24 protein-coding genes are annotated in these 24,603 nt (G+C 72.8%); 14 read left to right on the forward strand and 10 right to left on the reverse strand.

What is annotated here, in order from left to right; translation table 11 throughout:
* The first annotated feature begins 72 nt into the window (after nt 1-72).
* Nucleotides 73-1,179 (forward strand): winged helix DNA-binding domain-containing protein, encoded by a 1,107-nt coding sequence (locus tag ACGWYJ_RS11590; protein WP_395105895.1) that lies wholly within the window; start codon nt 73-75, stop codon nt 1,177-1,179.
* A 95-nt stretch (nt 1,180-1,274) separates the two neighbouring features.
* Nucleotides 1,275-2,081 (forward strand): mycofactocin-coupled SDR family oxidoreductase, encoded by an 807-nt coding sequence (locus ACGWYJ_RS11595; protein ID WP_395105896.1) that lies wholly within the window; start codon nt 1,275-1,277, stop codon nt 2,079-2,081.
* 4 nt (nt 2,082-2,085) lie between these two features.
* On the opposite strand, the gene mftF is transcribed toward ACGWYJ_RS11595, so the two are convergent.
* From mftF to mftA, 6 genes are read right to left on the reverse strand one after another with little or no spacing between them, the layout of a single operon-like run.
* Nucleotides 2,086-3,546, reverse strand: a complete 1,461-nt coding sequence (gene mftF / locus ACGWYJ_RS11600; protein ID WP_395105897.1) for a mycofactocin biosynthesis glycosyltransferase MftF — start codon at nt 3,544-3,546, stop codon at nt 2,086-2,088.
* A gap of 31 nt (nt 3,547-3,577) precedes the next feature.
* The gene (gene mftE, locus ACGWYJ_RS11605; protein ID WP_395105898.1) at nt 3,578-4,333 is read right to left on the reverse strand and encodes a mycofactocin biosynthesis peptidyl-dipeptidase MftE; all 756 of its coding nucleotides are present in this window, start codon (nt 4,331-4,333) and stop codon (nt 3,578-3,580) included.
* Nucleotide 4,334: 1 nt separating this feature from the next.
* Complete coding sequence (gene mftD / locus ACGWYJ_RS11610; RefSeq protein ID WP_395105899.1) at nt 4,335-5,528, reverse strand: pre-mycofactocin synthase MftD; 1,194 nt, start codon at nt 5,526-5,528, stop codon at nt 4,335-4,337.
* A 28-nt stretch (nt 5,529-5,556) separates the two neighbouring features.
* Entirely contained in the window at nt 5,557-6,801 is a 1,245-nt protein-coding gene (gene mftC / locus ACGWYJ_RS11615) for a mycofactocin radical SAM maturase (RefSeq protein ID WP_395105900.1), read from the reverse strand.
* Nucleotides 6,798-7,085 carry a mycofactocin biosynthesis chaperone MftB gene (gene mftB, locus ACGWYJ_RS11620; protein ID WP_395105901.1) on the reverse strand — a complete coding sequence of 96 codons (288 nt, stop codon included), beginning with the start codon at nt 7,083-7,085 and terminating at the stop codon, nt 6,798-6,800. Before mftB ends, mftC begins: the two co-directional genes overlap by 4 nt.
* Nucleotides 7,086-7,092: 7 nt before the next feature.
* Nucleotides 7,093-7,224 (reverse strand): mycofactocin precursor MftA, encoded by a 132-nt coding sequence (gene mftA / locus ACGWYJ_RS11625; protein ID WP_395105902.1) that lies wholly within the window; start codon nt 7,222-7,224, stop codon nt 7,093-7,095.
* Between the two features lie 91 nt (nt 7,225-7,315).
* On the opposite strand from mftA, the gene mftG reads away from it, so the two are divergent.
* Nucleotides 7,316-8,851, forward strand: coding sequence for a mycofactocin system GMC family oxidoreductase MftG (gene mftG, locus ACGWYJ_RS11630; RefSeq protein ID WP_395105903.1), 1,536 nt, complete (start codon nt 7,316-7,318; stop codon nt 8,849-8,851).
* Here the strand turns inward: mftG and mftR are convergent.
* Complete coding sequence (gene mftR, locus ACGWYJ_RS11635) at nt 8,848-9,474, reverse strand: mycofactocin system transcriptional regulator (RefSeq protein ID WP_395105904.1); 627 nt, start codon at nt 9,472-9,474, stop codon at nt 8,848-8,850. The two genes, mftG and mftR, sit on opposite strands and share 4 nt — an antisense overlap.
* Before the next feature lie 134 nt (nt 9,475-9,608).
* Between mftR and ACGWYJ_RS11640 the strand changes: the two genes are divergently transcribed.
* The 8 genes from ACGWYJ_RS11640 to ACGWYJ_RS11675 all read left to right on the forward strand — a co-directional run bounded on the left by ACGWYJ_RS11640 (nt 9,609) and on the right by ACGWYJ_RS11675 (nt 19,189).
* Nucleotides 9,609-10,382 (forward strand): FadR/GntR family transcriptional regulator, encoded by a 774-nt coding sequence (locus ACGWYJ_RS11640; RefSeq protein ID WP_395105905.1) that lies wholly within the window; start codon nt 9,609-9,611, stop codon nt 10,380-10,382.
* A gap of 63 nt (nt 10,383-10,445) precedes the next feature.
* Nucleotides 10,446-11,321, forward strand: coding sequence for a transketolase (locus ACGWYJ_RS11645; RefSeq protein ID WP_395105906.1), 876 nt, complete (start codon nt 10,446-10,448; stop codon nt 11,319-11,321).
* Nucleotides 11,314-12,330, forward strand: a complete 1,017-nt coding sequence (locus ACGWYJ_RS11650) for a transketolase family protein (RefSeq protein ID WP_395105907.1) — start codon at nt 11,314-11,316, stop codon at nt 12,328-12,330. Before ACGWYJ_RS11645 ends, ACGWYJ_RS11650 begins: the two co-directional genes overlap by 8 nt.
* 24 nt (nt 12,331-12,354) lie before the next feature.
* Nucleotides 12,355-14,034, forward strand: coding sequence for an amidohydrolase (locus ACGWYJ_RS11655; RefSeq protein WP_395105908.1), 1,680 nt, complete (start codon nt 12,355-12,357; stop codon nt 14,032-14,034).
* Nucleotides 14,035-14,046: 12 nt separating this feature from the next.
* Complete coding sequence (locus ACGWYJ_RS11660) at nt 14,047-14,922, forward strand: enoyl-CoA hydratase/isomerase family protein (RefSeq protein WP_395105909.1); 876 nt, start codon at nt 14,047-14,049, stop codon at nt 14,920-14,922.
* Between the two features lie 76 nt (nt 14,923-14,998).
* Nucleotides 14,999-15,478, forward strand: coding sequence for a PPOX class F420-dependent oxidoreductase (locus tag ACGWYJ_RS11665; protein ID WP_395105910.1), 480 nt, complete (start codon nt 14,999-15,001; stop codon nt 15,476-15,478).
* 132 nt (nt 15,479-15,610) lie between these two features.
* Nucleotides 15,611-17,170: an amidase gene (locus tag ACGWYJ_RS11670; RefSeq protein WP_395105911.1), complete on the forward strand. Its 1,560-nt coding sequence runs from the start codon at nt 15,611-15,613 to the stop codon at nt 17,168-17,170.
* A 66-nt stretch (nt 17,171-17,236) separates the two neighbouring features.
* Nucleotides 17,237-19,189 carry a potassium transporter Kup gene (locus ACGWYJ_RS11675; protein ID WP_395105912.1) on the forward strand — a complete coding sequence of 651 codons (1,953 nt, stop codon included), beginning with the start codon at nt 17,237-17,239 and terminating at the stop codon, nt 19,187-19,189.
* Between the two features lie 20 nt (nt 19,190-19,209).
* Here ACGWYJ_RS11675 and ACGWYJ_RS11680 read toward each other — a convergent pair whose 3' ends face one another.
* On the reverse strand, nt 19,210-20,250 hold the full coding sequence (locus tag ACGWYJ_RS11680) for a zinc-dependent alcohol dehydrogenase family protein (protein WP_395105913.1): 1,041 nt from the start codon (nt 20,248-20,250) through the stop codon (nt 19,210-19,212).
* Nucleotides 20,251-20,530: 280 nt separating this feature from the next.
* Between ACGWYJ_RS11680 and ACGWYJ_RS11685 the strand changes: the two genes are divergently transcribed.
* On the forward strand, nt 20,531-21,328 hold the full coding sequence (locus ACGWYJ_RS11685; RefSeq protein ID WP_395105914.1) for an SAM-dependent methyltransferase: 798 nt from the start codon (nt 20,531-20,533) through the stop codon (nt 21,326-21,328).
* Nucleotides 21,329-21,573: 245 nt separating this feature from the next.
* On the opposite strand, the gene ACGWYJ_RS11690 is transcribed toward ACGWYJ_RS11685, so the two are convergent.
* Nucleotides 21,574-22,509 carry a LysR family transcriptional regulator gene (locus ACGWYJ_RS11690; RefSeq protein WP_395105915.1) on the reverse strand — a complete coding sequence of 312 codons (936 nt, stop codon included), beginning with the start codon at nt 22,507-22,509 and terminating at the stop codon, nt 21,574-21,576.
* 133 nt (nt 22,510-22,642) lie between these two features.
* On the opposite strand from ACGWYJ_RS11690, the gene ACGWYJ_RS11695 reads away from it, so the two are divergent.
* Both ACGWYJ_RS11695 and ACGWYJ_RS11700 read left to right on the forward strand, forming a co-directional pair.
* The gene (locus ACGWYJ_RS11695; RefSeq protein ID WP_395105916.1) at nt 22,643-23,470 is read left to right on the forward strand and encodes an NAD(P)H-binding protein; all 828 of its coding nucleotides are present in this window, start codon (nt 22,643-22,645) and stop codon (nt 23,468-23,470) included.
* A 5-nt stretch (nt 23,471-23,475) separates the two neighbouring features.
* Nucleotides 23,476-24,033: a DUF1772 domain-containing protein gene (locus ACGWYJ_RS11700; RefSeq protein WP_395105917.1), complete on the forward strand. Its 558-nt coding sequence runs from the start codon at nt 23,476-23,478 to the stop codon at nt 24,031-24,033.
* Between the two features lie 112 nt (nt 24,034-24,145).
* Here the strand turns inward: ACGWYJ_RS11700 and ACGWYJ_RS11705 are convergent, their stop codons facing one another.
* Complete coding sequence (locus tag ACGWYJ_RS11705) at nt 24,146-24,553, reverse strand: nuclear transport factor 2 family protein (protein ID WP_395105918.1); 408 nt, start codon at nt 24,551-24,553, stop codon at nt 24,146-24,148.
* Nucleotides 24,554-24,603 lie beyond the last annotated feature (50 nt).

Below are 24,603 nucleotides of genomic sequence, written 5' to 3' on the forward strand. Positions count from 1 at the left end.
GGTCGCCCTGCCGGCCGGGGCGCGTCCGCCCGGCAGCCGCCGCCGGGACCGGGCGGGGTAGGGTCACGTCGCGTGGACGAGGTTCTCACCAGGTCGCGGCTCAACCGGGCGGCGCTGGCACGGCAGATGCTCCTGGCCCGCCAGGAGATGACGGCGACCGCGGCCGTGGAGCGGCTGCTGGTGATGCAGGCGCAGGAGGCCAAACCCCCGTACGTCGGCCTGTGGAGCCGTGTCGCGGGCTTCTCCGCCGACCTGCTGCGCCAGGCCCTGCACGGGCGTGAGGTCGTCCGCGCCACGCATGTGCGGGGCACGCTGCACCTGCTGAGCGCGGCCGACTATCTCGCCTTCCGGGCGCCGGTGCAGCCGGTGCTGACCGCGTCCGCCGCGTCGATCGCCAAGCGGCTCGGCGGGCCGCTGCCGGAGCAGGGCGAGCTGCTGGCCGCCGCGCGGGCGATCCTGGAGAAGGGCCCCGCGGACTTCGGGACGATCCGCGAGGGGCTGCGGGAGCGGTTCCCGGAGGTCAACGAGCGCGCGCTGGGTTACGCGGTGCGGATGCAACTGCCGCTCGTGATGGTGCCGACCGGCGACCCGTGGGCCTTCCCGGCGAACGCGGACTTCACGCTCGCGGAGCTGTGGCTGGGCGAGCCCATCGCGCCGGACGAGTCACCCGCCCCCATGGTCCTGCGCTACCTGGCGTCCTACGGGCCGGCCGGCGTCGCCGACATGCAGACCTGGTCGGGGCTGAAGAGCCTGAGGCCGGTCTTCGAGGAGCTGCGCCCGCGGTTGCGGGTCTTCCGGGACGAGAACGGGAGGGAACTGTTCGACCTCCCGGACGCGCCCCGCCCGGAGGCGGAGGTCGAGGCGCCCGCCCGGTTCCTGCCCGAGTTCGACAGCCTGGTGCTGGCGTACGCGGACCGCGGCCGGATCGTGTCCGAGGAGCACCGGCCGCGCCTGGTGACCAAGAACCTGCGGGTCCCCGCCTCCTTCCTGTGGGACGGCTTCGTGCGCGGCACGTGGAAGGCCGCGATCCGGAAGACCTCGGCCACGCTCGTCCTGACGCCCTTCGAGCCGCTGCCCGGCGCGGCCCTGGCGGAGCTGGAGGAGGAGGGGCGCGGGCTCCTCGGGTTCCTGGCGCCCGGCGTGGCAAAGACCGACGTTCGCGTCGACCCGGCGGGCTAGCCACGATCCCTTTCCTCCCTTGTTCTTTATGGCACCGAGTGCCATGCTGTGGTGGCTGACAAGGGCCGGCGTGGGGGAAGTCACGGAGGACAGCCATGGGACGCTTGACGGGCAAGGTCGCTTTCATCACCGGCGCGGCGCGCGGGCAGGGCCGCGCGGAGGCCGTACGGCTGGCGGCCGAGGGCGCGGACATCATCGCCGTCGACCTCGCCGAGTCGGCCGGCCCGGACGTCCTCTACCCGCCGGCCACGCAGTCCGACCTGGACGAGACGGCCAAGCTGGTGAAGGAGCAGGGACGGCGCGTCCTGGCGCGCAAGGCCGACGTCCGCGACCTGGGCGGGCTGGAGGCGGCCGTCCGCGACGGCGTCGCCGAGCTCGGGCGGCTCGACATCGTGGTGGCCAACGCGGGCATCGTCAACTACGGCCGCACCTGGGAGATCACCGAACGGCAGTGGCAGGACGTGATCGACGTCAACCTCACCGGGGTGTGGAAGACCGTCAAGGCCACCGTGCCGACGCTGATCGAGCAGGGCCAGGGCGGGTCCGTCATCATCACCAGCTCGGTGGCGGGTCTGAAGGGACTGCCGCTGCTGGCCCACTACGCCAGTTCCAAGCACGGCGTGACCGGCCTGGCCAAGGTGCTGGCCAACGAGCTGGCCCCGCACGACATCCGGGTCAACAGCATCCACCCGCACGGCGTGCGGACGGGCATGACCGACACCTCGATCCAGGACCTGCTGGACGTGGAGCCCGCCTACGGCCCCATCTACATGGGCGGCCTGCCGTACGAGATGGTCGAGCCGGAGGACATCGCCAACATGGTCGCCTTCCTGGCCTCCGACGAGGCCAAGTACATCACCGGTTCGCAGATGCGCGTCGACCTCGGGGCCCTCAACCGCTGAGCCCTCAGCCGCCGGGCCGCCTCAGGCGGCGCACCCACCGGTCCAGCCCGTCGGGCAAGCGGACCTCGGGACGCAGGGGAGCGGCGGTACGCGCACGGGCCGCTGCCGCCGTCACCCCCGATCCGTACGCGGCGTCCTCCGCGAGCCGCAGCAGCGTGTACCGGACGGGATCGACGTCCGGCCGTTCCCGCACCCATTCCAGGGCGATGGGCGCGAGCATGGCCAGCACGGCGCCGCGCGCCAACCGGCTGCGCCCGCAAGCGCCCATCGCGAGCAGCCCCACAGGCCACCACTCGCGGCGCAGCGCATGCCCGATCGCCGCGCCATCGGCCACGACGCCCTTGGCGACGACGGCCGCGGCCAGGCTCCAGTCAGTGGGCAGGGATGACAGCCTCCTGGCCAGCAGCGCCGAGGCGACACCCTGGCACACCGCGGCCGAGCCGGGGTTCCCCCGCGCGAGCAGCCCGAGCACGGCGAGGTTCCACGCGGACGGACGCGCCGGTGCGAGCCGGCCCGGGTGGCGCAGCGCCAGATCGGCCGCGGATGTGCCGTACTCGTGGCGGCGGCGTGCCCACTCCACCGGGCGCAGCCGTGGCGTGTGGGCGACCTGGGCGGCGGGCTCGTAGCGCACGTTCCAGCCGAGGTCGCCGAGCCGCCACACGAAGTCGACGTCCTCGCCCAGCCGCAGCGCCTCGTCGAAGGCGGCCGCCTCCTCCAGCGCCGCCACCCGCACGACCAGGGTCGCGGTGGGGACGAAGCCGAGCCTGCCGCCCGGCCTGACCAGCGCGGGCCGCCGTCCCATGTCCAGGGCGGACCGCGCGGCCTCGTACCGGGCCAGCAGGCGCGGGTCGCCGGACCGGGGCACGATCCGCGGGGCGACGGCGCCGACGCGCGGGTCGTCGAAGTGCGGCATCAGCACGTCGAGCCAGCCGGCGGCGGGGCGGCAGTCGGAGTCCACGAACGCGACGAACGGAGTCCGCGCCAGCCGCGCCCCGGCGTTGCGCGCGGCGGCGGGCCCCCGGTTGCGGTCCAGCCGCACCAGCCGGGCGCCGTGCGCGCCGGCGGTCTCGCGCAGCGGACCCGGGTCCGGCGAGCCGTCGTCCACGACGATCACCGGGACGTCCTTCAGTGCGGCCAGGGTCCGGTCCAGCTCGCCGGCCCGTCCGAAGGCGGGCACCACGACCGTCACGTCGTGCGGTCCCGGCCGGGGCGGCGGCACCGGATGGGCCAGGCCGTGGTCGAGGAGCCGCCGGGCCAGGGCGCGTTCGACGGGCGACGTCACGGCCAGGCCGCCGGCTCCCGCGCGGCGCAGCGCCGCCAGGTGCGGCAGCGCGGCCTCGCCGAGGCGCACGACCTTCCACGGCGAGCCGCCGGTGATGACCCGTCCGCCCGACCACAGCGACGCGTCCCGGTCCAGCGCCACCCGGAAGCCCACGGGAAGCACGGCCGGACGCCTCTCGCTCACCACGCCCGGAACCCTTTCACGGCTCCGCCCCTCATGGGGGCGGCCCAGGCGACGCCACACCCGGATCGATGAGGCGCCCGTTCTCCCCCACGCGCCCGCCGCCGATCCGCGCCGCGACCCTCGACGCCATGGCGTCCACGATCGCGCGTCCCCGCTCGGCCGAGGACCCGGCCGGGTCGCCCAGGACGCCCGACGGCGACACCGCGCGCACGCCCCTGGCCACAAGGTCCGGCATGATCTCCGCCAGCGGGCGGGTGTCCCCCTCGACCTCGCCGAACGGCCGTACGAGGTGGGGCGCCAGGTACAGCATCACGGAGGTCTCGGTCTCGCCCGCGTGCGCGTCGCCACCCGGGGCCTCGCAGCCGGTCCACGCGGCCTCGTGCCCTTCGGCGCGCAGCCGGCCCACCGCGGCGTCGAGCGTGCGGACGTTGCCGCCGTGCCCGTTGACCAGGACGACGCGCCCCGCCCACAGCGCCAGCGAGCGGACGGTCTCCACGATCACCGCGTACAGCGCGGCGTGCCCGATCGAGATCGTCCCGGGGAAGCCCGCGTGCTCGCCGCTGGACCCGTACGGCATCGCCGGGGCGACGAGCACCTGACCGGCGGCGCGTCCGCGCAGGATCCCGGCGGCGCGCTCGGCGACGGCCTGGGCGATCACGGTGTCGGTGGACAGGGGGAGGTGCGGCCCGTGCTGCTCGGTCGAGCCGACCGGCACCAGGACCAGCGGGTCCGCCAGGACGTCCGGCCAGACGGCCCCCGCCAGGTCGTGCTCATCCAGGCCCGGCATGTCAGCCGGCGGACTCGGTCCCGTCCCCGAGCGTCACGCGGAAGCCGGGCGGGATGTGCAGGTCCGCCGGGGACAGGTCGTGGACGCTGGAGTGCCCGAGCCCGAGCACGGCGGAGTCGAGGCCGCCGCGCATGATGTCCAGCACGTTCTCCACCCCGGCCTGCCCGTTGGCGGCCAGGCCCCACAGGTAGGCGCGGCCGATGAGCACGGCCCGCGCGCCCAGGGCGAGCGCCTTGGCCACGTCGCCGCCGCGCCGCACCCCGCCGTCCAGCAGCACCTCGATCTGGTCGCCGACCGCCTCGGCGATGGACGGCAGCAGCCGGATCGTGGCGGGCGTGGTGTCGAGGTTGTTGCCGCCGTGGTTGGAGACCGACAGGGCGGTGACCCCCGCGTCGACGGCCCTCTTGGCGTCGTCCACCCTCGTGACGCCCTTGAGCAGGAAGGGCCCTCCCCATTCCTTGCGGAGCCAGGCCACGTCCTCCCAGGTGGGAGGCGGTGTCTGCATCCACTCGCCGTAGGCGCCGAAGAAGGTGGGCGCCTCGCCGCCGGGCGGCTTGAGGTTGGGCGTGGTGAGGTCGGGGATGCGGCCGGTCCTGGCGAACCGCCACAGCCAGCCCGGGTGGGGCAGGACGCCGGGCGCCATCCTCACCGCGGTCCTGAGGTCGATCCTCTCGGGGATCATCGGGCTGCCCCAGTCGCGGCCGTTGGAGAACGACCAGTCCAGGGTGGCGATGAGCGCCTTGGCGCCCGCCGCGCGGGCGCGTTCCATGCGGTGGACCATCGTGTCGCGGTCACCGCTCCAGTACATCTGGAAGAAGACGTTGGGGTTGGCGGCGGCGACCTCTTCGATGGGCTTGCTGGCGAACGAGCTCAGCCCCATGATCACGCCCCGGTTGGCCGCGGCGCGCGCCACGGCGACCTCCCCCTCCGGGTGGACGGCCTGCACGCCGGTGGGGGAGATGACCACGGGCAGGGCCGTCTCGACGCCCATCACGGTGGTGGACAGGTCCCGATGCGCCTTGTGGCCCGCGACCTTGGGCGCGAAGCCGAGCTCGGCGAACGCCCCGGTGTTGTCGGCGATGGTCCGGCCGCGCTCCGACCCGGCGAGCAGCGCCCCGTACACCATCCACGGCAGCCGTTTCTTGGCCCGCCGCTGCGCCTCGGCGACGGTCTCGAACCAGGGGTTCCTGAACATCAGTGCTGTCTCTTCTCGATCCGGTCGTTCACGGGACGCGCAGTCCGGCCAGCGGGTCCTCGGCGCACTCGCTCACCGGTGGCCGTTCCGGTCCGGGACGGCGGGTGAGGAGCTGGACGGGCACCGGGCCGCGCCGCGCGGGCGCGGTGCGGTGGGAGTGGTCGGCCGAGGGCTTGGGGATGCCGGCCCGGTCCGCGGGCCGCTTGGCCAGCAGCGCCTCGCCGTGGCCCTGGACGCATTCGGGGTCCGGGCCGTCCAGCGGCAGTCCGGTGAAGAACTTCGCGGCCATGCAGCCGCCCTTGCAGCTGTCGTAGAACCCGCAGGACGTGCACGCGCCGCCGTGCTGCGGCTCACGCAGCCTGCGGAACAGCTCCGACTCGCGCCACACCCCGGCGAACCCGCCGGAGTCCCGGACGTTCCCGGCGAGGAACTCCTCGTGGATGGCGAAGGGGCAGGCGTACACGTCGCCGATCGGGTCGATCAGGCACACCACCCGCCCGGCGCCGCACAGGTTGAGGCCGGGCAGCGACTTCCCGTAGGCGGACAGGTGGAAGAAGGAGTCGCCGGTCAGCACCCTGTCGCCGTGCGCCACCAGCCAGTCGTACAGCTCGCGCTGCTGCCCGCTGGTGGGGTGCAGCTCGTCCCAGACGTCCGCGCCCCGGCCGGACGGGCGCAGCCGGGTCAGGCGGAGCTGCGCGCCGTACTCGTCGGCGAGGGCCTTGAAGGCGTCCATCTGCGGGATGTTGTGGCGGGTGCACACGACCGAGAGCTTGAAGTTCTTCATCCCCGCGTCGCGGAGGTTGGCCATGGCCCGCAGGGCGGTGGCGTAGGAGCCGCGGCCGCGCAGCGCGTCGTTGACCTCGGCGGTGGCGCCGTCCAGCGAGATCTGGACGTCGACGTAGTCGTTGGCGGCCAGCCTCCGCGCCGCCTCCGGCGTGATCTTGACGCCGTTGGTGGAGAACTTCACGCCCACGTGGTGGGCGGTGGCGTAGTCCAGCAGCTCCCAGAAGTCGGGCCGGACGGTCGGCTCCCCGCCGCCGATGTTGACGTAGAAGACCTGCATTGCCTCCAGCTCGTCGATGACGGCCTTGGCCTCGGCGGTGCTCAGCTCGCGCGGGTCGCGCCGTCCCGAGCTGGACAGGCAGTGGTCGCAGGACAGGTTGCAGGCGTAGGTGAGCTCCCAGGTCAGGCAGATCGGCGAGTCGAGCCCGTACTCGAACAGGTCGACCAGCCGCGTCCCTGGCGCGGTGGCCCGCGGCGCGGTGACGGTCATGGGGTCCTTTCGACGATCATGGACGACCTGACCAGGGCGCCGAGCGCCGCGCCGAAGGCGTCCAGCTCGGACGCGGGGACGCCGGCCTCCGCGCAGGCGGCCCTGGCGGTGGGCGCGTCCCCCAGCGACCGCAGGACCTCCAGCAGCCGGCGGTCCTTGAGGAACGACAGCTTGCGGGTCCCGAAGTGGTAGAGGAGCGCGCCGAAGGGTTCGGGCCGCACCGAGACCTGCGGGTGCAGGTCCCAGGCGCGGTCGAGGTCGAACCCTGACATGACGGGAGCCACGGCCGGTCTAGTAGACGCCGCACATGCCGTCGATCGAGACTTCCTCGACGAGGGAGTCGGCGAGGGCGAGCTCTTCGGCCTGCGCGTCGTCGGCCGCCTGGTCCCGGGTGTCGGGGGCGGTGCCGGTTGCGGTGTCCATAGGACCTCCTCCTTGATCGGCCGGCCTGGTAGGCGGGTTCACCCGGATACTAAGTGCATCGAGTGTCAAAAGGAAGGGGCGGTCCCGGACGATGACCGATCGGCGCGCCGACGTCCTGGTGGTGGGCGCGGGCGGCAGCGGCGCGGCCCTGGCCGCCCGGCTCAGCGAGGACCCCGGCCGCCGGGTCCTGCTGCTGGAGGCGGGACCGGTGCCGCGCGACCCGTCCGGGTTCCCCGCCGGGCTCCTCGACGCCCGCCTGGTCCCCGGGGCGCAGCCGGGGCACGCGGGTGTGCGGGCCTTCCCCGCCCATCTGATGCCGGGCAGGCCGTACACGGCCGTCCGAGGACGCATCCTGGGCGGCTCCACCACGGTCAACGGCGGCTATTTCATCCGGGCCCGGCGCGAGGACTTCGCCCGCTGGGCCGCGGCGGCGGGCGACCCCCTCTGGTCGTACGAGAAGGCGCTGCCCTTCATGCGCGCTCTGGAGACCGACCTCGACCATGGGGCGTCCGCGCTGCACGGTGACAGCGGGCCCGTTCCGGTACGGCGCGTCGGCCTCGACCATCCCGCCGCCGCCGCGTTCGCAGCCGCCGCGCGCGAACTGGGCCGTCCACTGGAGCCGGACAAGAACGCGCAGGAGACACCCGGATTCGGGCCGGTGCCGTCCAACACGGTGGACGGCCGCCGCGTCAACACCGGGATCGCCTACCTGCTCGGCGAGGCGGCCACTCGTCCCAACCTCACCGTGGTGGGCGACCGCCCGGTGCGGTCCGTGGTCGTGCGCGGCGGCCGGGCGGTGGGCGTCGTCGCCGGAGGCGAGGGGAACTGGACGGTGGTGGAGGCGGGGGAGACCGTGCTGTGCGCGGGCTCCCTGGTCACCCCGCGCCTGCTGCATCTCTCGGGGATCGGCCCGCCCGCGGACCTCGAACGCGCCGGCGTCCCCGTCGTCCACGGCCTGCCGGCGGTGGGCGCCGCGCTCAGCGATCATCCGCAGATCGTCCTGGAGTGGACGCCGCGGCGGCGGATGGACGAACCTCGCGGCTCATGGCTCGGCGGCGCCCTTCACCTGGAAGGGGACGTGGAGATCCTCCAGTCCCTCGTCCCGGTCCCCGGGCTGGTCGGCGGGACGACGGCCGTTCCCGGCGCCCCCATGGCCTTCCTGGTGTCGGTGCAGACGCCGCGCAGGACGGGCGGGCTGCGCACCGTGTCGGCCGACCCCGAAGCGCCGCCGCGCATCGACTACGGCTACCTGGGAACCGAGACCGACCGGCGCCGGATGCGGGAAGCGGTGCGGGCGGCGGTGGCCGTGGTGGACTCGGCGGCCTTCGGCGAGGTCTCCCAAGGACCGGCGGGGCTCGTCCGCAGGACGCTGGACGACGACCGCCTGCTCGACCTGTGGATCCGTGCCCGCCTTGGCACGTCCCAGCACACCTGCGGCACCGTCCCGATGGGCCCGGCGGGCGACCCGTCCGCGGCCGTCGACGCCTGGGGACGGGTCCACGGCCTCACCGGGCTCCGCGTCGCCGACACCTCGATCCTTCCGGTGGCGCCGGTACGAGGACCCGCGTGCACGGCCGTTCTCATCGGGGAGCTCATCGCCCACGCCATCGACCGCGGCCTGGGCTAACCCTTCTCCAGGACGGCCGTCAGCCCGCTCGCCACCTGCCGGATCGCCTCGTCCAGCAGGTCCGACAGGGCCGTCTCGTCCTCTCCCGCCAGCCACACCTGGTACGCGGTGAGCGCCCCGGCGAGCACGACGTTCCCGGCGAGCTGGGGCTCCATCGCCGACTCCGGCAGCCCGGTGCGCGCGGCCACGAACTCGATGATGACCCTCCGCCACGACTCGTACCGCAGCGTCGCGTCCGCCTGAAGGGTCGGCACCCCGAGGATGAGCTGCATGCGCTGCCGGTGCCAGGGCACGTCCCTGGGGTCGAACCGGTTGAACTCCACCACGGCCTCGCGCACCACGTCCATGATCGGCCGGTGCGGGTCGGCCTCCTCCAGCAGGCGGCGCAGCCTGCGCAGCTGCTCCTCGAAGTCCCCCCACACCAGGTCGTTCTTCGACGCGAAGTAGCGAAAGAACGTCCGCCGCCCGATCCCCACGGCCGCCGCGATCTCGTCCACGGTGGTCTCGTCGAACCCCTTGGCGGCGAACAGCTCGAAGGCGAGCCGCTCCATGGTGGCCCGCGACGTCACCCGGGGCCTGCCCATCACCTGCTGGGCGCCGGTCCTGCCACGTGGTGAATTCACGTACACCAGGGTTCCACGGCCCACCTCGTCCCCACGACACACTCGCGTCCAGAGACCGGTGTGTTGATCCGGTGACCTGGAGCGGGCGGTCAGGTGGCATGGCCACTTCACCGGAGGTGGGATATAAGTGGGCCGTGGCCGAGACATCCCGGCGGCGGCCCGATCCCGTCAGCCTGCCCGGCATCACGCCGCTGACCACGACCCGGCTGGCCGACGACCTGGCCGAGCGGATCAGAAGCCTCATCCTCAGCGAGGACATCGCCGAGGGCGCCCGGCTGCCGCCCGAACGGGAGCTGGCCGAACGCTTCGGCGCCAGCCGTCCCACCGTCAGCCAGGCGCTGCGCGCCCTGTCGCTGATGGGGCTCGTCGAGATCCGCCGCGGCTCGGGCGCGTACGTGATCCGGCGGCCGGAGACGATGGTCACCACGTCGGTCAACCTGATGCTCGACTTCGACCGCGACTCGGTCGGCCGGCTCCTGCAACTGCGCCTGTGGCTGGAGACGCTGGGCGTCCAGGAGGCCGCGGCGAGGACACCCGAACCGGACGAGGAGGAGGTCTCCGCCGTCCGGCGCTCCCTCGACCGGCTCGGGGACGGCACGCGCAGCGTCTCGGAGTGGATCGCGGCCGACACCGTCTTCCACGCGACGGTCGTGCGTGCCGCGGGCAACCCGTACCTGGCGGCCATGTACGAGAGCATCCACACCGCCGTGCTGTCCTACGAGTACAAGGACTGGGTCGACACGGAGGCGGTACCGGACTGGCTGGCGCGGTCGGATCCGCGGCAGCACCTCGCCCTGCACGAGCCGATCGCGACCGCCGTGCTCGCGCGCGACCCCGAGGCCGCCAAGCGCGCCGTCGACCGCCACCACGAGGCGATGCTCCGGCACATCGCCTCCCTGCGGCCTTGACACCCTTCCGGAGGCGTTGTCCAATCCGGCTAGGCCACTTTGCCACTTCGAGGGAGCGGGACGATGACCGCGTCTCTTCGCGTCTCCGACCCGGAGGCGGCCTGGACGGTGGACGACCCGCGCGAGCTCGCCCTTCGCATCCGGCTCCGGGCGGTACAGATGGTGGCGCCGCACGGCTTCGGCTACCTCGGCCAGGCGCTCTCGTCCGCCGAGCAGGTCGCCGCGCTGTTCTCCCACGCACGTCCCGGCCTCGACCGCCTGGTGTGCTCGCCGGGCCATTACGTGATCGGGCCGTTCGCCGCCGCGGCGGAGCTGGGCCTGCTGGACGAGGAGACCGCGGCCTCCTACGGGCAGGACGGCTCCGCGCTGGAGGCGATCGGCACGGAACGGTCGCCCGTCTTCGACCACACCTGCGGTTCACTCGGGCAGGGGCTGTCCGCGGCGGTCGGCTTCGCGCTGTCGGACCGCCTTCCCCGATCGGGCTGCCGGAACGGAGCGCCTAAGGAGAACGCGGACGCGCGGACGTACGCGATGGTCAGCGACGGCGAGCTGGAGGAGGGGCAGGTCTGGGAGGCCGCGCTGTTCGCCGCCCACCACCGCCTCGACCGCCTCACCGTGCTGGTGGACGCCAACGACTCGCAGGTGGACGGGCCGGTCAGCGGCATCACCACGCTGGAGCCGATCGCGGGCAAGTGGTCGGCCTTCGGCTGGCACGCCCAGGACCTCGACGGCCACGACGTGGACGCGGTACGGGCGGCGCTGGAGGCCGCGTCCGCCGAGACCGGCCGGCCCAGCGTCCTGATCTGCCGGACGTCCACCCGGCACGGCCTCGACTGCCTTCCCCGTGACGCCGACGGCCACTTCCTCAAGCTGCCCCCCGAGCTCGCCGAGGCCGCCGTCGCCGAGCTCACGTCCCGGCTGGAGCCGACCCGTGAGTGAAGGCGTGCGCGAACCGCCGTACCGGACCGAGCTCAAGCCCTACGGGCGGGCGCTGCTCGACCTGGCCCGCCGCCGCGACGACATCCTGTGCCTGAGCGGCGATCTGACCCGGCAATGCGAGGTCGATCTGTTCCAGGCCGAGCTGCCCGGACGCTTCGTCCACGCCGGGATGGCCGAGGCCAACATGATGGGCATGGCCGCCGCCCTGGCGCGTTCAGGCCACACCCCGTTCGTCCACACCTTCGGCGTCTTCGCGACCCGCCGTCCCTACGACCAGATCGCCAACGCCATCGCCTATCCGAACCTCCCGGTGCGTATCGTCGGCTTCATGCCGGGGGTGTCGACGCCGGGCGGGCCGAGCCACCAGGCGATCGACGACCTCGCGCTGATGCGCGGGCTGCCGAACCTGACCGTCGTCGATGTCGCCGACGCCGTGGAGGCCGCCCAGGTCCCGGAGGCCGTCGTGGACGTGCCGGGACCCGTCTACGTACGGCTCAAGCGCGGCGAGAACCCGGTGATCTTCGACGCGGGGCACCGGCTGACGCTCGACCGGGCGCAGGTCCTCGTGCCCGGCGACGACGTGGTCATCTACGCCTGCGGCATGATGGTCGCCGCCGCGCTGGCCGCGGCCTCCGCGCTCGCCCGGCACGGCGTGTCCGCGGGCGTCGTCGCCGTCCCCGTCATCAAGCCGCTGGACACCCGTACCGTCCTCGCGGCGGCGGCCGGGGCGCGCGGCCTGGTCACGGCGGAGAACCACTCGATCGTCGGCGGCCTCGGCTCCGCCGTCGCGGAGGCCGTCGCCGAGGCGGGCCTCGGGCGCCCGCTGCGCCGCGTCGGGCTGCGCGACACCTTCGCCGAGGGCGCGCGGACCGCCGCCTACCTGTTCGACCGCTACGGCCTGTCCACCCAGGCGCTCGTCGACGAGGCATGGTCCGCCGCGGGCCGCGCGGACCCGCCTCCGGCCGCACCGGTTCCCGCTCCCGACGAGGGCGAGTACGCCCCCGTCTGATCCCCCTCGCGGAGGAGGTCGTCCATGGCCCCTGATCTCATCCTCACCGGCGCGAAGATCTGGACCGGGCTCGGCTGCCCCATCGGCGACGGCCACCCCACGTCCATCGCCGTCACGGGCGGGCGGATCACCGGCATCGGCCCGGAGAGCCGCACGACGGCCACGGCGAGTGACACGACCACCGTCATCGACGTCGGGGGACGGCGGGTCGTGCCGGGGCTGGTCGACTCGCACCTCCACGCCGTCCGCGCCGGCTGGAGCTACCTGGACGAGCTCGACTGGACGGAGGTCCGCTCGATCGGCGAGGCCCTGGACACCGTGCGGCGCGCGGCCTCCGAGCGCGAGCCCGGAACCTGGATCACCGTGCTGGGCGGCTGGCATCCCGCGCAGCTCGCCGAGAGGCGCATGCCGACCAAGGAGGAACTGGACGCCGCCGCGCCCCGCCACCCCGTCTTCGTCCATCCCCTGTACGGGCACGACGACCACGGCGTGCTGAACGCCGAGGCGCTGAACACCCTCGGCTGGACCGGCCGCTGCGCGGACCCTGGCGGCGGGGTCCTCCATCGCTCGGACGACGGCACCCCCGATGGCAGGCTCGCGGGCCTGGGCGCCTACCAGCACATCAACCGCGTCGCCCTCACGCCCGGCCCGGAACGGTCCGAGGCGTCGACGCGCGCGTTCTTCTCCCGCCTCGCCGCGCTCGGGCTCACCGGCGTCATCGACGCCGGGGGACTGGGCATGGGCCCGGACAGATACCACCCGATCCGCGCGGTCTGGCGCGCCGGCGACCTGCCCATCCGCGTCCGCCTCAACCTCGGCGCGCTCACCCCCGGGTCGGAGGCCGAGGAGATCGCCGCCTGGCAGTCCTTCCTCGACCCGGCGGTGGGCGACGACCTGCTGTCCGTCCTCGGCCTCGGCGAGGTCATGCACTTCGGCTGCCATGACTGGGAGGGCATGGACCCGTTCGAGATCACCGACGAGGCGTACGAGGAGTTCGCCGCCATGGCCCGCCAGGCGGCGCGGCGCGGCTGGCCCATGACCGTGCACGCCATCCTGGACAGCTCGATCGGCCGGATCCTGGACGCGATCGAACGGGTGGACGCCGAGACCCCGGTCCGCGATCTGCGCTGGTCGCTGTGCCACGCCGAATGCATCGGGCCGAAGGACCTGGCGCGCGTCCGGGACCTCGGGCTCGCGCTGGCGTTGCAGGGCCGGCTCGTGCACAAGGCCCGGGTGGCCGCGGAGCGGTGGGGCGAGGAGGCCGTCCGCAACGGGCCGCCGCTGGGCGACATCGCCGACCTCGGCATCCCGTTCGGCGCCGGCACCGACGGGACCCGCAGCGCCTCGTACAACCCGTGGCGGACCCTGCGGTGGTTCGTCACCGGGCGTCCCCAGGACGGCGGTCCCGCCCGGGCGGAACGGCACCGCCTCGGCCGCGAGGCCGCGCTGGACGCCTACACCAGGGGGAGCGCCTGGCTGTCCTTCGAGGAGGACCGGCGCGGGGTCCTCGCTCCGGGGGCGTGCGCGGACCTCGCGGTCCTGTCGGCGGACTACTTCACCGTCGCCGCCGACGACCTCCCGGCGATCACCTCCGACCTGACCGTCGTGGACGGCCGCGTCGTCCACGCCGCCGGGGACCTGCGCGACGTGCCCGTCCAGCGGCACGACCCGCGCCCGGGGCCCCGGCGCCGCACCGACCAGTGAAGGGACCGGCCGATGTCACTCCAGTCCTTCGTCGACCCGCCCAGGTTCGAGGAGTACAGCGAGCGCTTCAAGGAGTTCTTCCGCATGGAGCGCGACGAGGACGGCGTCCTGCTGGTCGAGGCCCACACCCTCGGCGGGCCCGTCCAGTTGAGCGTCCAGAACCACCGCGCGCTCGGCCAGATGCTCAAGACGGTCGGGGCCGACCCGGACAACGAGATCCTCATCCTCACCGGCACCGGCGAGGAGTTCATGATGGGCTCGGACCCCGAGGGCTTCGCCCTGGAGGACGCCGACCTGGAGTACTGGGCGTACGAGTACGCCTATAAGGACGGCCGGATCAACGTCTCCGCGCTCGTCAACGACCTGGAGATCCCGACCATCGGCCTGATGAACGGCCCCGGCTTCCACTCCGAGATCGTGCTGATGTGCGACCTCACGCTCGCCGCCGAGGGCGCCACGATCTTCGACCTGCACTACGACATCGGCTCGGTGCCCGCGGACGGGATCCACAACGCCTTCCAGGAGCTGCTCGGCGTCAAGCGCGCCGCCTACGCCCTGCTCACCGGCGAGGCCATCACGGCGGAGAAGGCCCTGGAATGGGGCATGGTCAACGAGGTCGTCCCGCGCGACCGGCTGATCCCGCGCGCCCGCGAGATCGCGGCCCACATCCTGACGCAGCCGCGCACCGTCCGCCGCCTCACCACGCAGATCGTCCGGCGTCCCTGGAAGCAGCGCGTCGTCGACGACCTCGACGGCGGCTTCGGCATCCAGATGTTCGGCCATCTCGCGAAGAAGAGGTCCGTTCACGGCGAGGCGCACATCAGGTCGACGGTCGAGTACGTCCGCGAGGGCCGCAGGAACAACTTCGACACCGATCCGGGGCGATGATCCCTTGCCGGGGCCGATCGGCCGCCGCTACCGTCGAATTAGATTCGTGTTTCAATTCCCACGGACGGGGACGAGCGTGGCAGCGAATCAGCGGGCCGCCGGGGTCAACCAGCGCGCCCAGATCAGGATGACCGACGCCGAGGTCGAGGAGTTCCTCGCCGGGCGGCACACGATGTCGGTCGCGACCATCGGCCCCGACGGGTCCATCCACCTGGTCGCGATGTGGTACGGGTTCCTGGACGGCTGTGTCGCCTTCGAGACCAAGGCCAAGTCGCAGAAGGTCGTCAACCTCCGCCGCGACCCGCGGATGACCGTGCTGGTCGAGGACGGCGACTCCTACGAGCGGCTGCGCGGTGTCGAGCTGGTGGGCAGGGCCGAGATCATCGAGGATCCCGACCGGCTGTGGGAGGTCGGGGTGAGCGTGTTCAGCCGCTACCAGGGCCCCTACACCGAGGAGATGCGCCCGTTCGTGGAGGCGATGATCCGCAAACGCGTCGCGGTCAAACTGCACGTGGAACGCACGGTCTCCTGGGACCACCGCAAGCTCGGCCTGTGATTCCCGCAGAGGGACGATCACGTATTGACCTGATCAATATGCGAATTTACGGTCATTCCGGGGTCGGTGGCGTTACGGCCGGTGCCGGGTGGAGTGCGCCGGGAGCGCCGGGCCTTGGCGCGGAGGTGGCACGTGGCTGTCGATGTCCCGGGCAAGGACGAACTCGCGGCGATCGCCCGTGGTTACGGGATGCATCTGGGCGAGGAGGATCTGGCCTCGTTCGAGCCGCTGGTCGGCGGCCTGCTGTCGTCCCATGACGCGGTCGAGGAACTGTACGCGGAGACCGCGCCCCAGGCGCCGGACGGCCGGTCCTGGAGCGAGCCGGCGGAGAACGCGCTGGGCGCCTGGACCGTCAGGACGGAGCTCCGCGAGGCCGAGGACGGCCCGCTGGCCGGCCGCACGGTGGCGGTGAAGGACAACATCGCCGTCGCCGGCGTGCCGATGATGAACGGTTCGCGCACGCTGGAGGGCTTCGTCCCGAGCCGCGACGCGACCGTCGTCACCCGGCTGCTGGCCGCCGGGGCGACCATCGCCGGCAAGGCGGTGTGCGAGGACCTGTGCTTCTCCGGGGCCAGCCACACCTCCGTGACCGGGCCCGTCCGCAACCCGTGGGACCCGGAACGGACGTCCGGCGGGTCGTCCAGCGGCAGCGCGGCGCTGGTCGCGGCCGGGGACGTGGATCTGGCGCTGGGCGGCGACCAGGGCGGATCGATCCGGATCCCGAGCGCGTTCTGCGGCGTGGTCGGTCACAAGCCCACGCACGGCCTCGTCCCGTACACCGGGGCGTTCCCGATCGAGTTCACGCTCGACCACCTCGGCCCGATCAGCCGCACCGTGGAGGACGCGGCGCTGCTGCTCGGCGTCCTGGCGGGACGGGACGGCTGGGATCCGCGCCAGCCGGCCGACCTGCGCACGCAGGACTACCTCGGCGCGCTGACCGGGGACGTGTCCGGGCTCCGGGCGGCGGTGGTCGGCGAGGGCTTCGGCATCCCCGGCCTCTCCGACCCCGGCGTCGACCAGGCCGTCCGCGCGGCGGCGGACCGCCTGAGCGAGGCGGGGATGCAAGTCGAGGAGATCAGCGTGCCCTGGCACCGGCACGCGATGCACGTCTGGAACGTCATCGCGACGGACGGCGCCACCGTGCAGATGGTCGACGGCAACGGCTACGGCTACAACTGGGACGGCCTGTACGACCCGGAGCTGATGGCCTTCTACGGCAGGCGGCGCCGCGAGGTGGCCGACCAGTGGTCGGAGACCGTCAAGCTGGTCGCCCTGGGCGGGCGGTACTCGCTGGACAACCATCACGGCCGCCATTACGCCATGGCGCGCAACCTGGCCTTCGAGGTGCGCCGCCACTACGACGAGGCGCTGGCCTCCTTCGACGTGCTCCTCATGCCGACCCTCCCCATCGTCGCGACACCGCTGGTCGGGCCGTCGGAGCCGCGGGAGACCTCCATCGCCCGCGCCCTGGAGATGCTCCCGAACACCGCGCCGTTCGACGTCAGCGGCCACCCGGCCACCAGTGTCCCGGCCGGCCTGTCCGGCGGCCTCCCCGTCGGGCTGATGATCGTCGGCGGCCGCTTCCAGGACGCGACCTGCCTCCGCGTCGCCCACGCCTACGAGTCGCTGGTCGGCGGTTTCCCCGCCCCGCCGGAGGGCGCGCGTTCCGTCCTCGGCCCGGCGGCCGGGTAACCCGGCCACCGGGGCCGCGCCCCCGGCCCGTCGAGTGCCGCCGTGCTGGCCGGGTAGGCGTCGTCCATGACGGAATTCGCGCCGGTCAGCGGGCCCTCCGGCGCCGACGGCCGCGCGGCGGGCACCGCGCGCGGCCGGGCGGCGCTGACGGCCGGGGCGCTGGGGGTGGTGTACGGGGACATCGGCACCAGCCCCCTGTACGCGCTGCGGACGGTCTTCTCCATCGAGCACGGCGCCGTCCGTCCCACCGGCGAGGACGTCTACGGCGTGATCTCCATGGTGTTCTGGTCGATCACCCTGGTGGTCTCGATCAAGTACATCCTCTTCGTCCTGCGCGCCGACAACGAGGGCGAGGGCGGGGTGATGGCGCTCGCCGCCCTGGCGCGCAGGACCCTGCACGAGGCGCGCGGCCGCGGGACCGTGGCGGTCGTGCTCGGGGTGCTCGGCGCCTCCCTGTTCTACGGCGACAGCATGATCACCCCGGCCATCTCGGTGCTGTCGGCGGTGGAGGGCCTGAACGTGTCCACGCCCGCCCTGTCGAACCTGGTCCTCCCGGTCTCGGTGACGATCCTCACCGTGCTGTTCCTGGTACAGCGCTGGGGCACGCACCGGGTGGGGAACCTGTTCGGGCCGGTGATGCTGCTCTGGTTCGCCGCGCTGGCGGCCGGGGGAGTGGCCGAGGTGATGCGGCGGCCGGGCATCCTGGCCGGGCTGTCGCCCACGTACGCGTTCACCTTCGCCGCCGGGCACCCCTACGTCGCGTTCGTCGCGATGGGCGCCGTGGTGCTGGTGATCACCGGTGCCGAGGCCCTGTACGCGGACCTGGGCCATTTCGGGCTCCGCCCGATCCGGCGCGCCTGGTTCTGGGTGGTGTTCCCCGCGCTGACGCTGAACTACCTCGGGCAGGGCGCCCTGCTGCTGCGCGACCCGGCCAACACGGCCAACCCGTTCTTCCTGCTGTTCCCCGGCTGGGCGCGGCTGCCCATGGTGATCCTGGCGACCGCCGCGACGGTGATCGCCTCGCAGGCGGTGATCACCGGGGCGTTCTCGGTGTCGGGCCAGGCCCTGAAGCTGGGCCTGCTGCCCTACCTGCGCGTCCGGCACACCTCTCAGCAGGCGGCCGGGCAGGTGTACGTGCCCGCCGTCAACTGGATCCTGTTCGTCGCCGTGCTGGCGTTGATGGTGGGCTTCCGCTCGCCGGAGCGGCTGGCGACGGCCTATGGTGTCGCCGTCACCGGCACCTTCCTGATCACCACGTCGCTGCTGCTGGTGGTGGCCCGGCTGCGGTGGCGCTGGCCCGTGTGGAAGGTGGCGGGGGCCGTCGTCGTCATCGGCGGAGCGGAGATCACCTTCTTCACGGCGAACCTGACCAAGGTCGGGCACGGCGGCTGGCTGCCGCTGGCGGTCGCGGTGGTGGTGTTCACGGTCATGCGGACCTGGAAACGCGGCCACGAGATCGTCACCGCCCGCCGCACCGCCATGGAGGGCCCGCTCTCGGACTTCATCGAGGACCTGCACAGGACCGGGGCGCTCCGGGTCCCCGGCACGGCGGTGTTCCTCCACCACGGCAAGGACACCACCCCGCTGGCCCTGCGCGCCAACCTGGAGCACAACCACGTCCTGCACGAGCACGTGGTCATCCTCTCGGCCGCCTCGAAGCACGTTCCGCAGGTTCCGGACGAGGAACGCCTCACCGTCGACAACCTCCGCCACCGCGCCGACGGCATCGTCCACCTCACCGCCCGGTACGGCTTCAAGGAGCCGCATGACATCCCGGCGGCGCTGCGGCTGGCCGCGGCCTCCCGGGCGGTGCGCCATGACATCGAGCTCGACCTCGACCCCGACGGGGCCTCGTACTTCCTGTCGCACATCTCGTTGCGCGTCACCAAGGCCCCCGGCATGAGCGGGTGGCGCAAGAAGCTGTTCTTCGCGCTGGCGCGCAACGCGGCCAGTCCTGCCGAGTACTTCCACCTGCCCGAGACCCGGACCGTGGTGGTGGGGGCCCAGATCGACGTCTGACGGCGGCGCCCGCCGCGCGGTCAGGGGGTGACGAGGACCTTGATCGCTCCCGTTTCGGCGGGGTGGGCGAAGACCTCGTACGCCTCGGAGAAGTCGTCGAAGTCGAAGCGGTGGGTGATGAAGCGGCCGGGATCCAGCCGCTTGCCCGCGATGAGGCGGAGCAGCAAGGGGATGGTGTAGGTGTCCACCAGGCCCGTGGTGATCGTGATGTTGCGGATCCACTGCTCCTCGAGGTGCAGCGTCGCGGGCTTGCCGTGCACGCCGATGTTGGCGATGTGACCGCCGGGACGCACCAGGGAGACCGCCAGCTCGAACGTCTCCGCGCGTCCCGCCGCCTCGATCGTCACATCGGCGCCGAGACCTTCCGTCGCCTCCATGACCACCTCGTGCGGGTCCCGTCGCCCGTTGTTGACGGTGATGTCGGCGCCGAACCGCTCGGCGGTCTCCAGCCGGGCGTCGGCCAGGTCGAGGGCGATGATGTGGGAGGGGTTGAGCATCTGCGCGGTCATGACGGCCGCCAGCCCGATCGGACCGGCGCCGATCACGACGACCGTGTCACCGGAGCCCACGCCGCCGTTCAGCACCCCCACCTCGTAGCCGGTCGGCACGATGTCGGAGAGCATCAGCACGTCTTCGACGGGCATGTCGTCCGGCACCGGGTAGACGGAGGTGTCGGCGAACGGCACCCGGACGTACTCGGCCTGGGTGCCGTCGATCTTGTGGCCGAGGATCCAGCCGCCGCCGCCGACGCACTGGCCGTAGCGCCCCTCGCGGCAGAACCGGCAGGTCCCGCAGGAGGTGATGCAGGACACCAGGACCTGGGTGCCCGGCTGGATCATCCGGACCTCCGAGCCGACCGACTCGACCGTGCCGACGGCCTCGTGCCCCAGGACCCGCCCGTCGGTCACATCGGGCATGTCCCCCTTGAGGATGTGCAGTTCCGTACCGCAGATCGACACGGCGTCGACGCGGATCACCGCGTCGCGCTCGTCGACGATCTCCGGCTTGGGCACCTCCTCCAAGGAGGGGGCTCCGGGACCGTGATAGACCATCGCCCGCATCAGTAGCCCTCCTCGGCCGCTTCGGTGGCTGCGTCACCTTCCAGCCTGGTCGGCCGCGGGAGGGAGGTGACAGAGCGGGCGCCGCGGCTATGCCGACTGATGACCCATTCCAGAGGTCCCCTTTCGCTCTCCTTAGGGGCGCGCGGGGCTCGGCCGTCCGCGAGCGTTCCCCGGCCACGGAGGGCCAAGATCGCCGCGACGGCCGCCCCCGCGGTGTAGGTTTGCCGACAGGTTTTTCGGTGGAAAGCAAGCGTTCGGGAACGTAGCGGCCGGAGGGGTAATGGCGACGGACGAGGTGCCTCCAATCGACCTGAAGACGGACATCGCGCACCCGGCGCGCGTGTACGACTACTGGCTCGGCGGGAAGGACAACTTCGCCGCCGACCGCGAGGTCGCCGAACGCGCCCTGGCCGTGGCACCCGACATGCCGCGCAGCGCCCGCTCCAACCGCCAGTTCCTCAAGCGCGCGGTGGAACTGGCGGCCGGTGAGGGGATCCGGCAGTTCCTCGACATCGGCTCGGGCCTGCCCACGGCCGAGAACACGCACCAGATCGCGCAGCGCACGGCTCCCGGGGCGCGTGTGGTGTACGTGGACAACGACCCGATCGTGCGCGTCCACGGCGAGGCCCTGCTGGCGAGCGACGCCTCGACCACGGTCGTGCAAGGCGATCTGCGCCGCCCCGAGGAGCTCCTGTCCCACCCCCAGGTGACCGCGCTCATCGACTTCACCCAGCCGCTGGCGCTGCTGCTGCTCGGCGTGCTGCATTTCGTGCCGGACGACGAGGACCCGTACGGTCTGATGGCCCGGCTGCGGGACGCCATGGCGCCCGGCAGCTACCTGATCTTCTCGCACATCACCGGTGACGCCGATCCCGACAAGGGCCGCGAGCTCCAGGAGGCGATCAACCGCGAGGCGCGCGCGACCGTCCGCACCCGCGAGGAGGTCACGCGGTTCTTCGACGGCTTCGAGATCCTGGAACCGGGCATCGTCCCGCCGGACCAGTGGCGCAACGACGGCCCTTCCGACCCGGACCGCTTCTGGCTCTGGACGGGCGTCGGCATCAAACGACCCGCCTGAGCCGGAACGCACGCCCCACACCCGCCGTGACCGCCGGCTTCGTACGCGCATCCCGGCGGCGCGGTCCCGCGCGGCCAGGGAGTCGAGCGGGCCCGGTGACGTGCGCGATGTGCGTGCGGCCCAGGGTGAGCAGGTGGCTGAGGGCCAGGCCGGCGCCGCCCGTCGACGCCGCCGGTGGAGAGCGCACGCCGTCCACAGCGAGGTGGGGGACAGGGGCGTCCCGTGCCGTTCCCCCCGGTTCGCGGCTAGGCGCCGGGTCGCCAGGCGGGCGGCACGGTCACCGCCTCGAAGCCTCCCTCCGCCGCGACGATGTCGGCGGCGGCCTGGGTGAAGGCGCGGATCCGGTTGGTCTCGGCCGTGGCGCGCCAGGCGAACCGGCGTTCCCTGGCCGGTCCGTCGAGGAGGGGCACGTAGGCGATGTCGGGCCGGGTGTCGTACTTGCTCGCGTGGGCGGGCACCACGAAGACGCCCAGGCCCGCGCCGATGAGGGAGAGCATCTCCTGGACGGTGCTGAACTCGGGACCGGAGGCGACGGGCGCGCCGCCGGGCGTGCGGGACGGCACCAGGCCCTCGTTCATGTAGGCGGGAAGGCCACGGGGACGCAGCACCCGTTCGCTCCCCAGGTCCTCCAGCGAGACCGAGCCGCGCCGGGCGAGACGGTGCCGGGACGAGACCGCGAGGACGACCGGCTCGCGGAACAGCACGGGACCGCACACGATGCCGGGCTCGTCGACGGTGACCGGGACCAGGACCAGGTCGAGCTCGTCGCCGCGCAGCAGGTCGAGGAAGTCGCTGTAGCGGGCCTCGACGACCTGCACCTGGCACCCGGGATGCCGCGCCTGGAACCTGGCGGAGACCTGGTGGAGGAACCGCCCGACGACCGTGCCGACGAAGCCGACCCGCAGCAGCCCGTCGACCCCGCGGCCGGCGGAGATCGCCCTGTCGATGCCGTCGAGGATCTGCTGGTAGGCGGGTCGCAGATCCTGCTCCAGGCGCCGCCCGATCGGGGTCGGCACGACCCTGCGGCTGGTCCGCTCGAACAGGGCCGCGCCGATCCTGCGCTCCAGCTTCTTGATCGTCTGGCTCACCCGCGCGGTGGACACGTGCAGGCGTTCGGCGGTGCGGCCGAAGTGCAGCTCCTCCGCGAGCGTCAGAAAGATCTCGATATCGCGTCGTTCCATCTCAACCCCCGATCGTGAACCTTTAGGTTAACGACCGTTGCGTACCTGGCCATTGTTGCCGACCCGCTCCAGGACGACCGTTGAGACGCGGCACGAGGAAGCCGTGCGTATCTCTCAACGAAGGAGCAACGGAATGACCGGCGACATGATTCTCATCACCGGAGGCACCGGCAAGACCGGGCGGCGCATCGTGCAGCGGCTGACCGCGCAGGATCGCCCGGTGCGGGTGGGCTCACGGTCCGGCGGGGTGCCCTTCGACTGGGCGGATCCGGACACCTGGCAGCCCGCGCTGGAAGGCGTCACCGCGGCGTACCTGTCCTACTATCCCGACCTGGCGGCGCCGGGCGCCCCCGAGGCCATCGGGGCGTTCGCCGAGACGGCGCTGCGGTCGGGGACCCGCCGGCTGGTGCTGCTGTCGGGCCGGGGCGAGGAGGAGGCCCAGGCCGGCGAGAAGGTGCTCGCCGCCTCCGGCGCGGACTGGACGGTCCTGCGCTGCAGCTGGTTCAACCAGAACTTCAGCGAGGGCTACCTGGTGGACGGCCTCGTGGACGGCGAGCTGCTCCTGCCCGCCGGGGAGGTGGGCGAGCCGTTCGTCGACGCCGACGACATCGCCGACGTCGCCACCGCCGTGCTCACCCAGGACGGGCACCTCGGCCGGATCTACGAGCTGACCGGCCCGCGGCTGCTGACCTTCGCCGAGGCCGTCGCCGCCATCTCCGCCGCCACCGGCCGCGCCATCGCCTACCGGCGGATCCCCGCCGAGGAGTTCGCCGCGGGCCTGGCCGCCCAAGACGTCCCCGCCGACATCGTCGACCTGCTGACCTACGTGTTCACCACCGTGCTGGACGGCCGCAACGCCTACGTGTGCGACGGCGTCCGGCAGGCGCTGGGCCGCCCGGCCCGCGACTTCACCGACTACGCGCGCGACGCCGCCGCCACCGGCGTCTGGAACGGGCGGTGACCCGGATGAGAACCCTGCAATCCATCACCCTGATGGCGTCCACGGTCGGCACCGGGCTCGTCGCCGGGCTGCTGTTCGCCTACGCCTGCTCGGTGATGCCGGGCCTGGGCCGCTCGTCCGACCGCACCCTCGTCGAGGCGATGCAGAACATCAACCGGGCGATCATCAATCCCTGGTTCCTGCTGCCCTTCGTCGGCTCGATCCCGCTGATCGTCCTGGCGGCCGTCCTCGCCTGGCGCGGCCACGGCCGGTCCGCGCTGCCCTGGATCCTCGCCGCGCTCGCGCTGTACCTGGTCGCGTTCCTCATCACCCGGGGCATCAACATCCCGCTCAACGATCGGCTCGACCGGGCCGGGGACCCCGCCGGCATCGCCGACCTGTCCGCGACCCGCGAGAGCTTCGAGAACAGATGGGTGACCTGGAACATCGTCCGCATCGTGGCGCACACCGCCGCCTTCGCCTGCCTCGCCTGGGCGCTCGTCCTGTACGCCCCCAGCACCGACCGGTCCGGCGACGCCGCGCACCAACACGTCACCCCGCCGACGGCCGCCGGAGCGCGCTGATCGGCCTCTCCCACCCCGGCCACGGCGGACGGCCCCATGGGCCCCCGCCGTGGCCGGCGATCGTTCAGCATCGGACAGGCCGACCGGGGAGCGCGGCCTTCGCGTGTCCGTCTCAGCCGGCCGCGGGGGTGAGGGCTTGGTGCCAGCGGGCGGTGTCGGTGTACTGGTGCAGCCAGGAGATCCGGTCGCCGGTGACCCGCCAGAGGTGGACGAACTCGGCCTCATAGGGCCGTCCGGTCGCGCGCGCACTGCCCCGGTAGTGGCCTGTGACGACGATGGTCCCGTCGGTGGTCTCGTGCCAGCTCTCGGCGTAGGGGGCGGTGTCGAAGTCGGCGAAGACCGCGCCCCAGACCCGGGTGAGCGCGTCCTGCGGCCCATGGAAGGCGCCGCCGGCCCCGCAGGGCATGCCCGGTGCGGTGTGGACCTGAAGGTCGGGATGCAGCAAGGCCATGATCGCCACGCCGTCCGCGGCTTGAGCCGCGGCATAGAAGCTCCGGACGACCTCGATGGCGGTGCGCATGCGTCTCCTTATTAGAGTATGTATTCTAGAACGATTCAACTAAAACATGG

The sequence above is a fragment of the Actinomadura sp. SCN-SB genome (genome assembly GCF_043906805.1).
Taxonomy (GTDB): Bacteria; Actinomycetota; Actinomycetes; order Streptosporangiales; family Streptosporangiaceae; genus Spirillospora.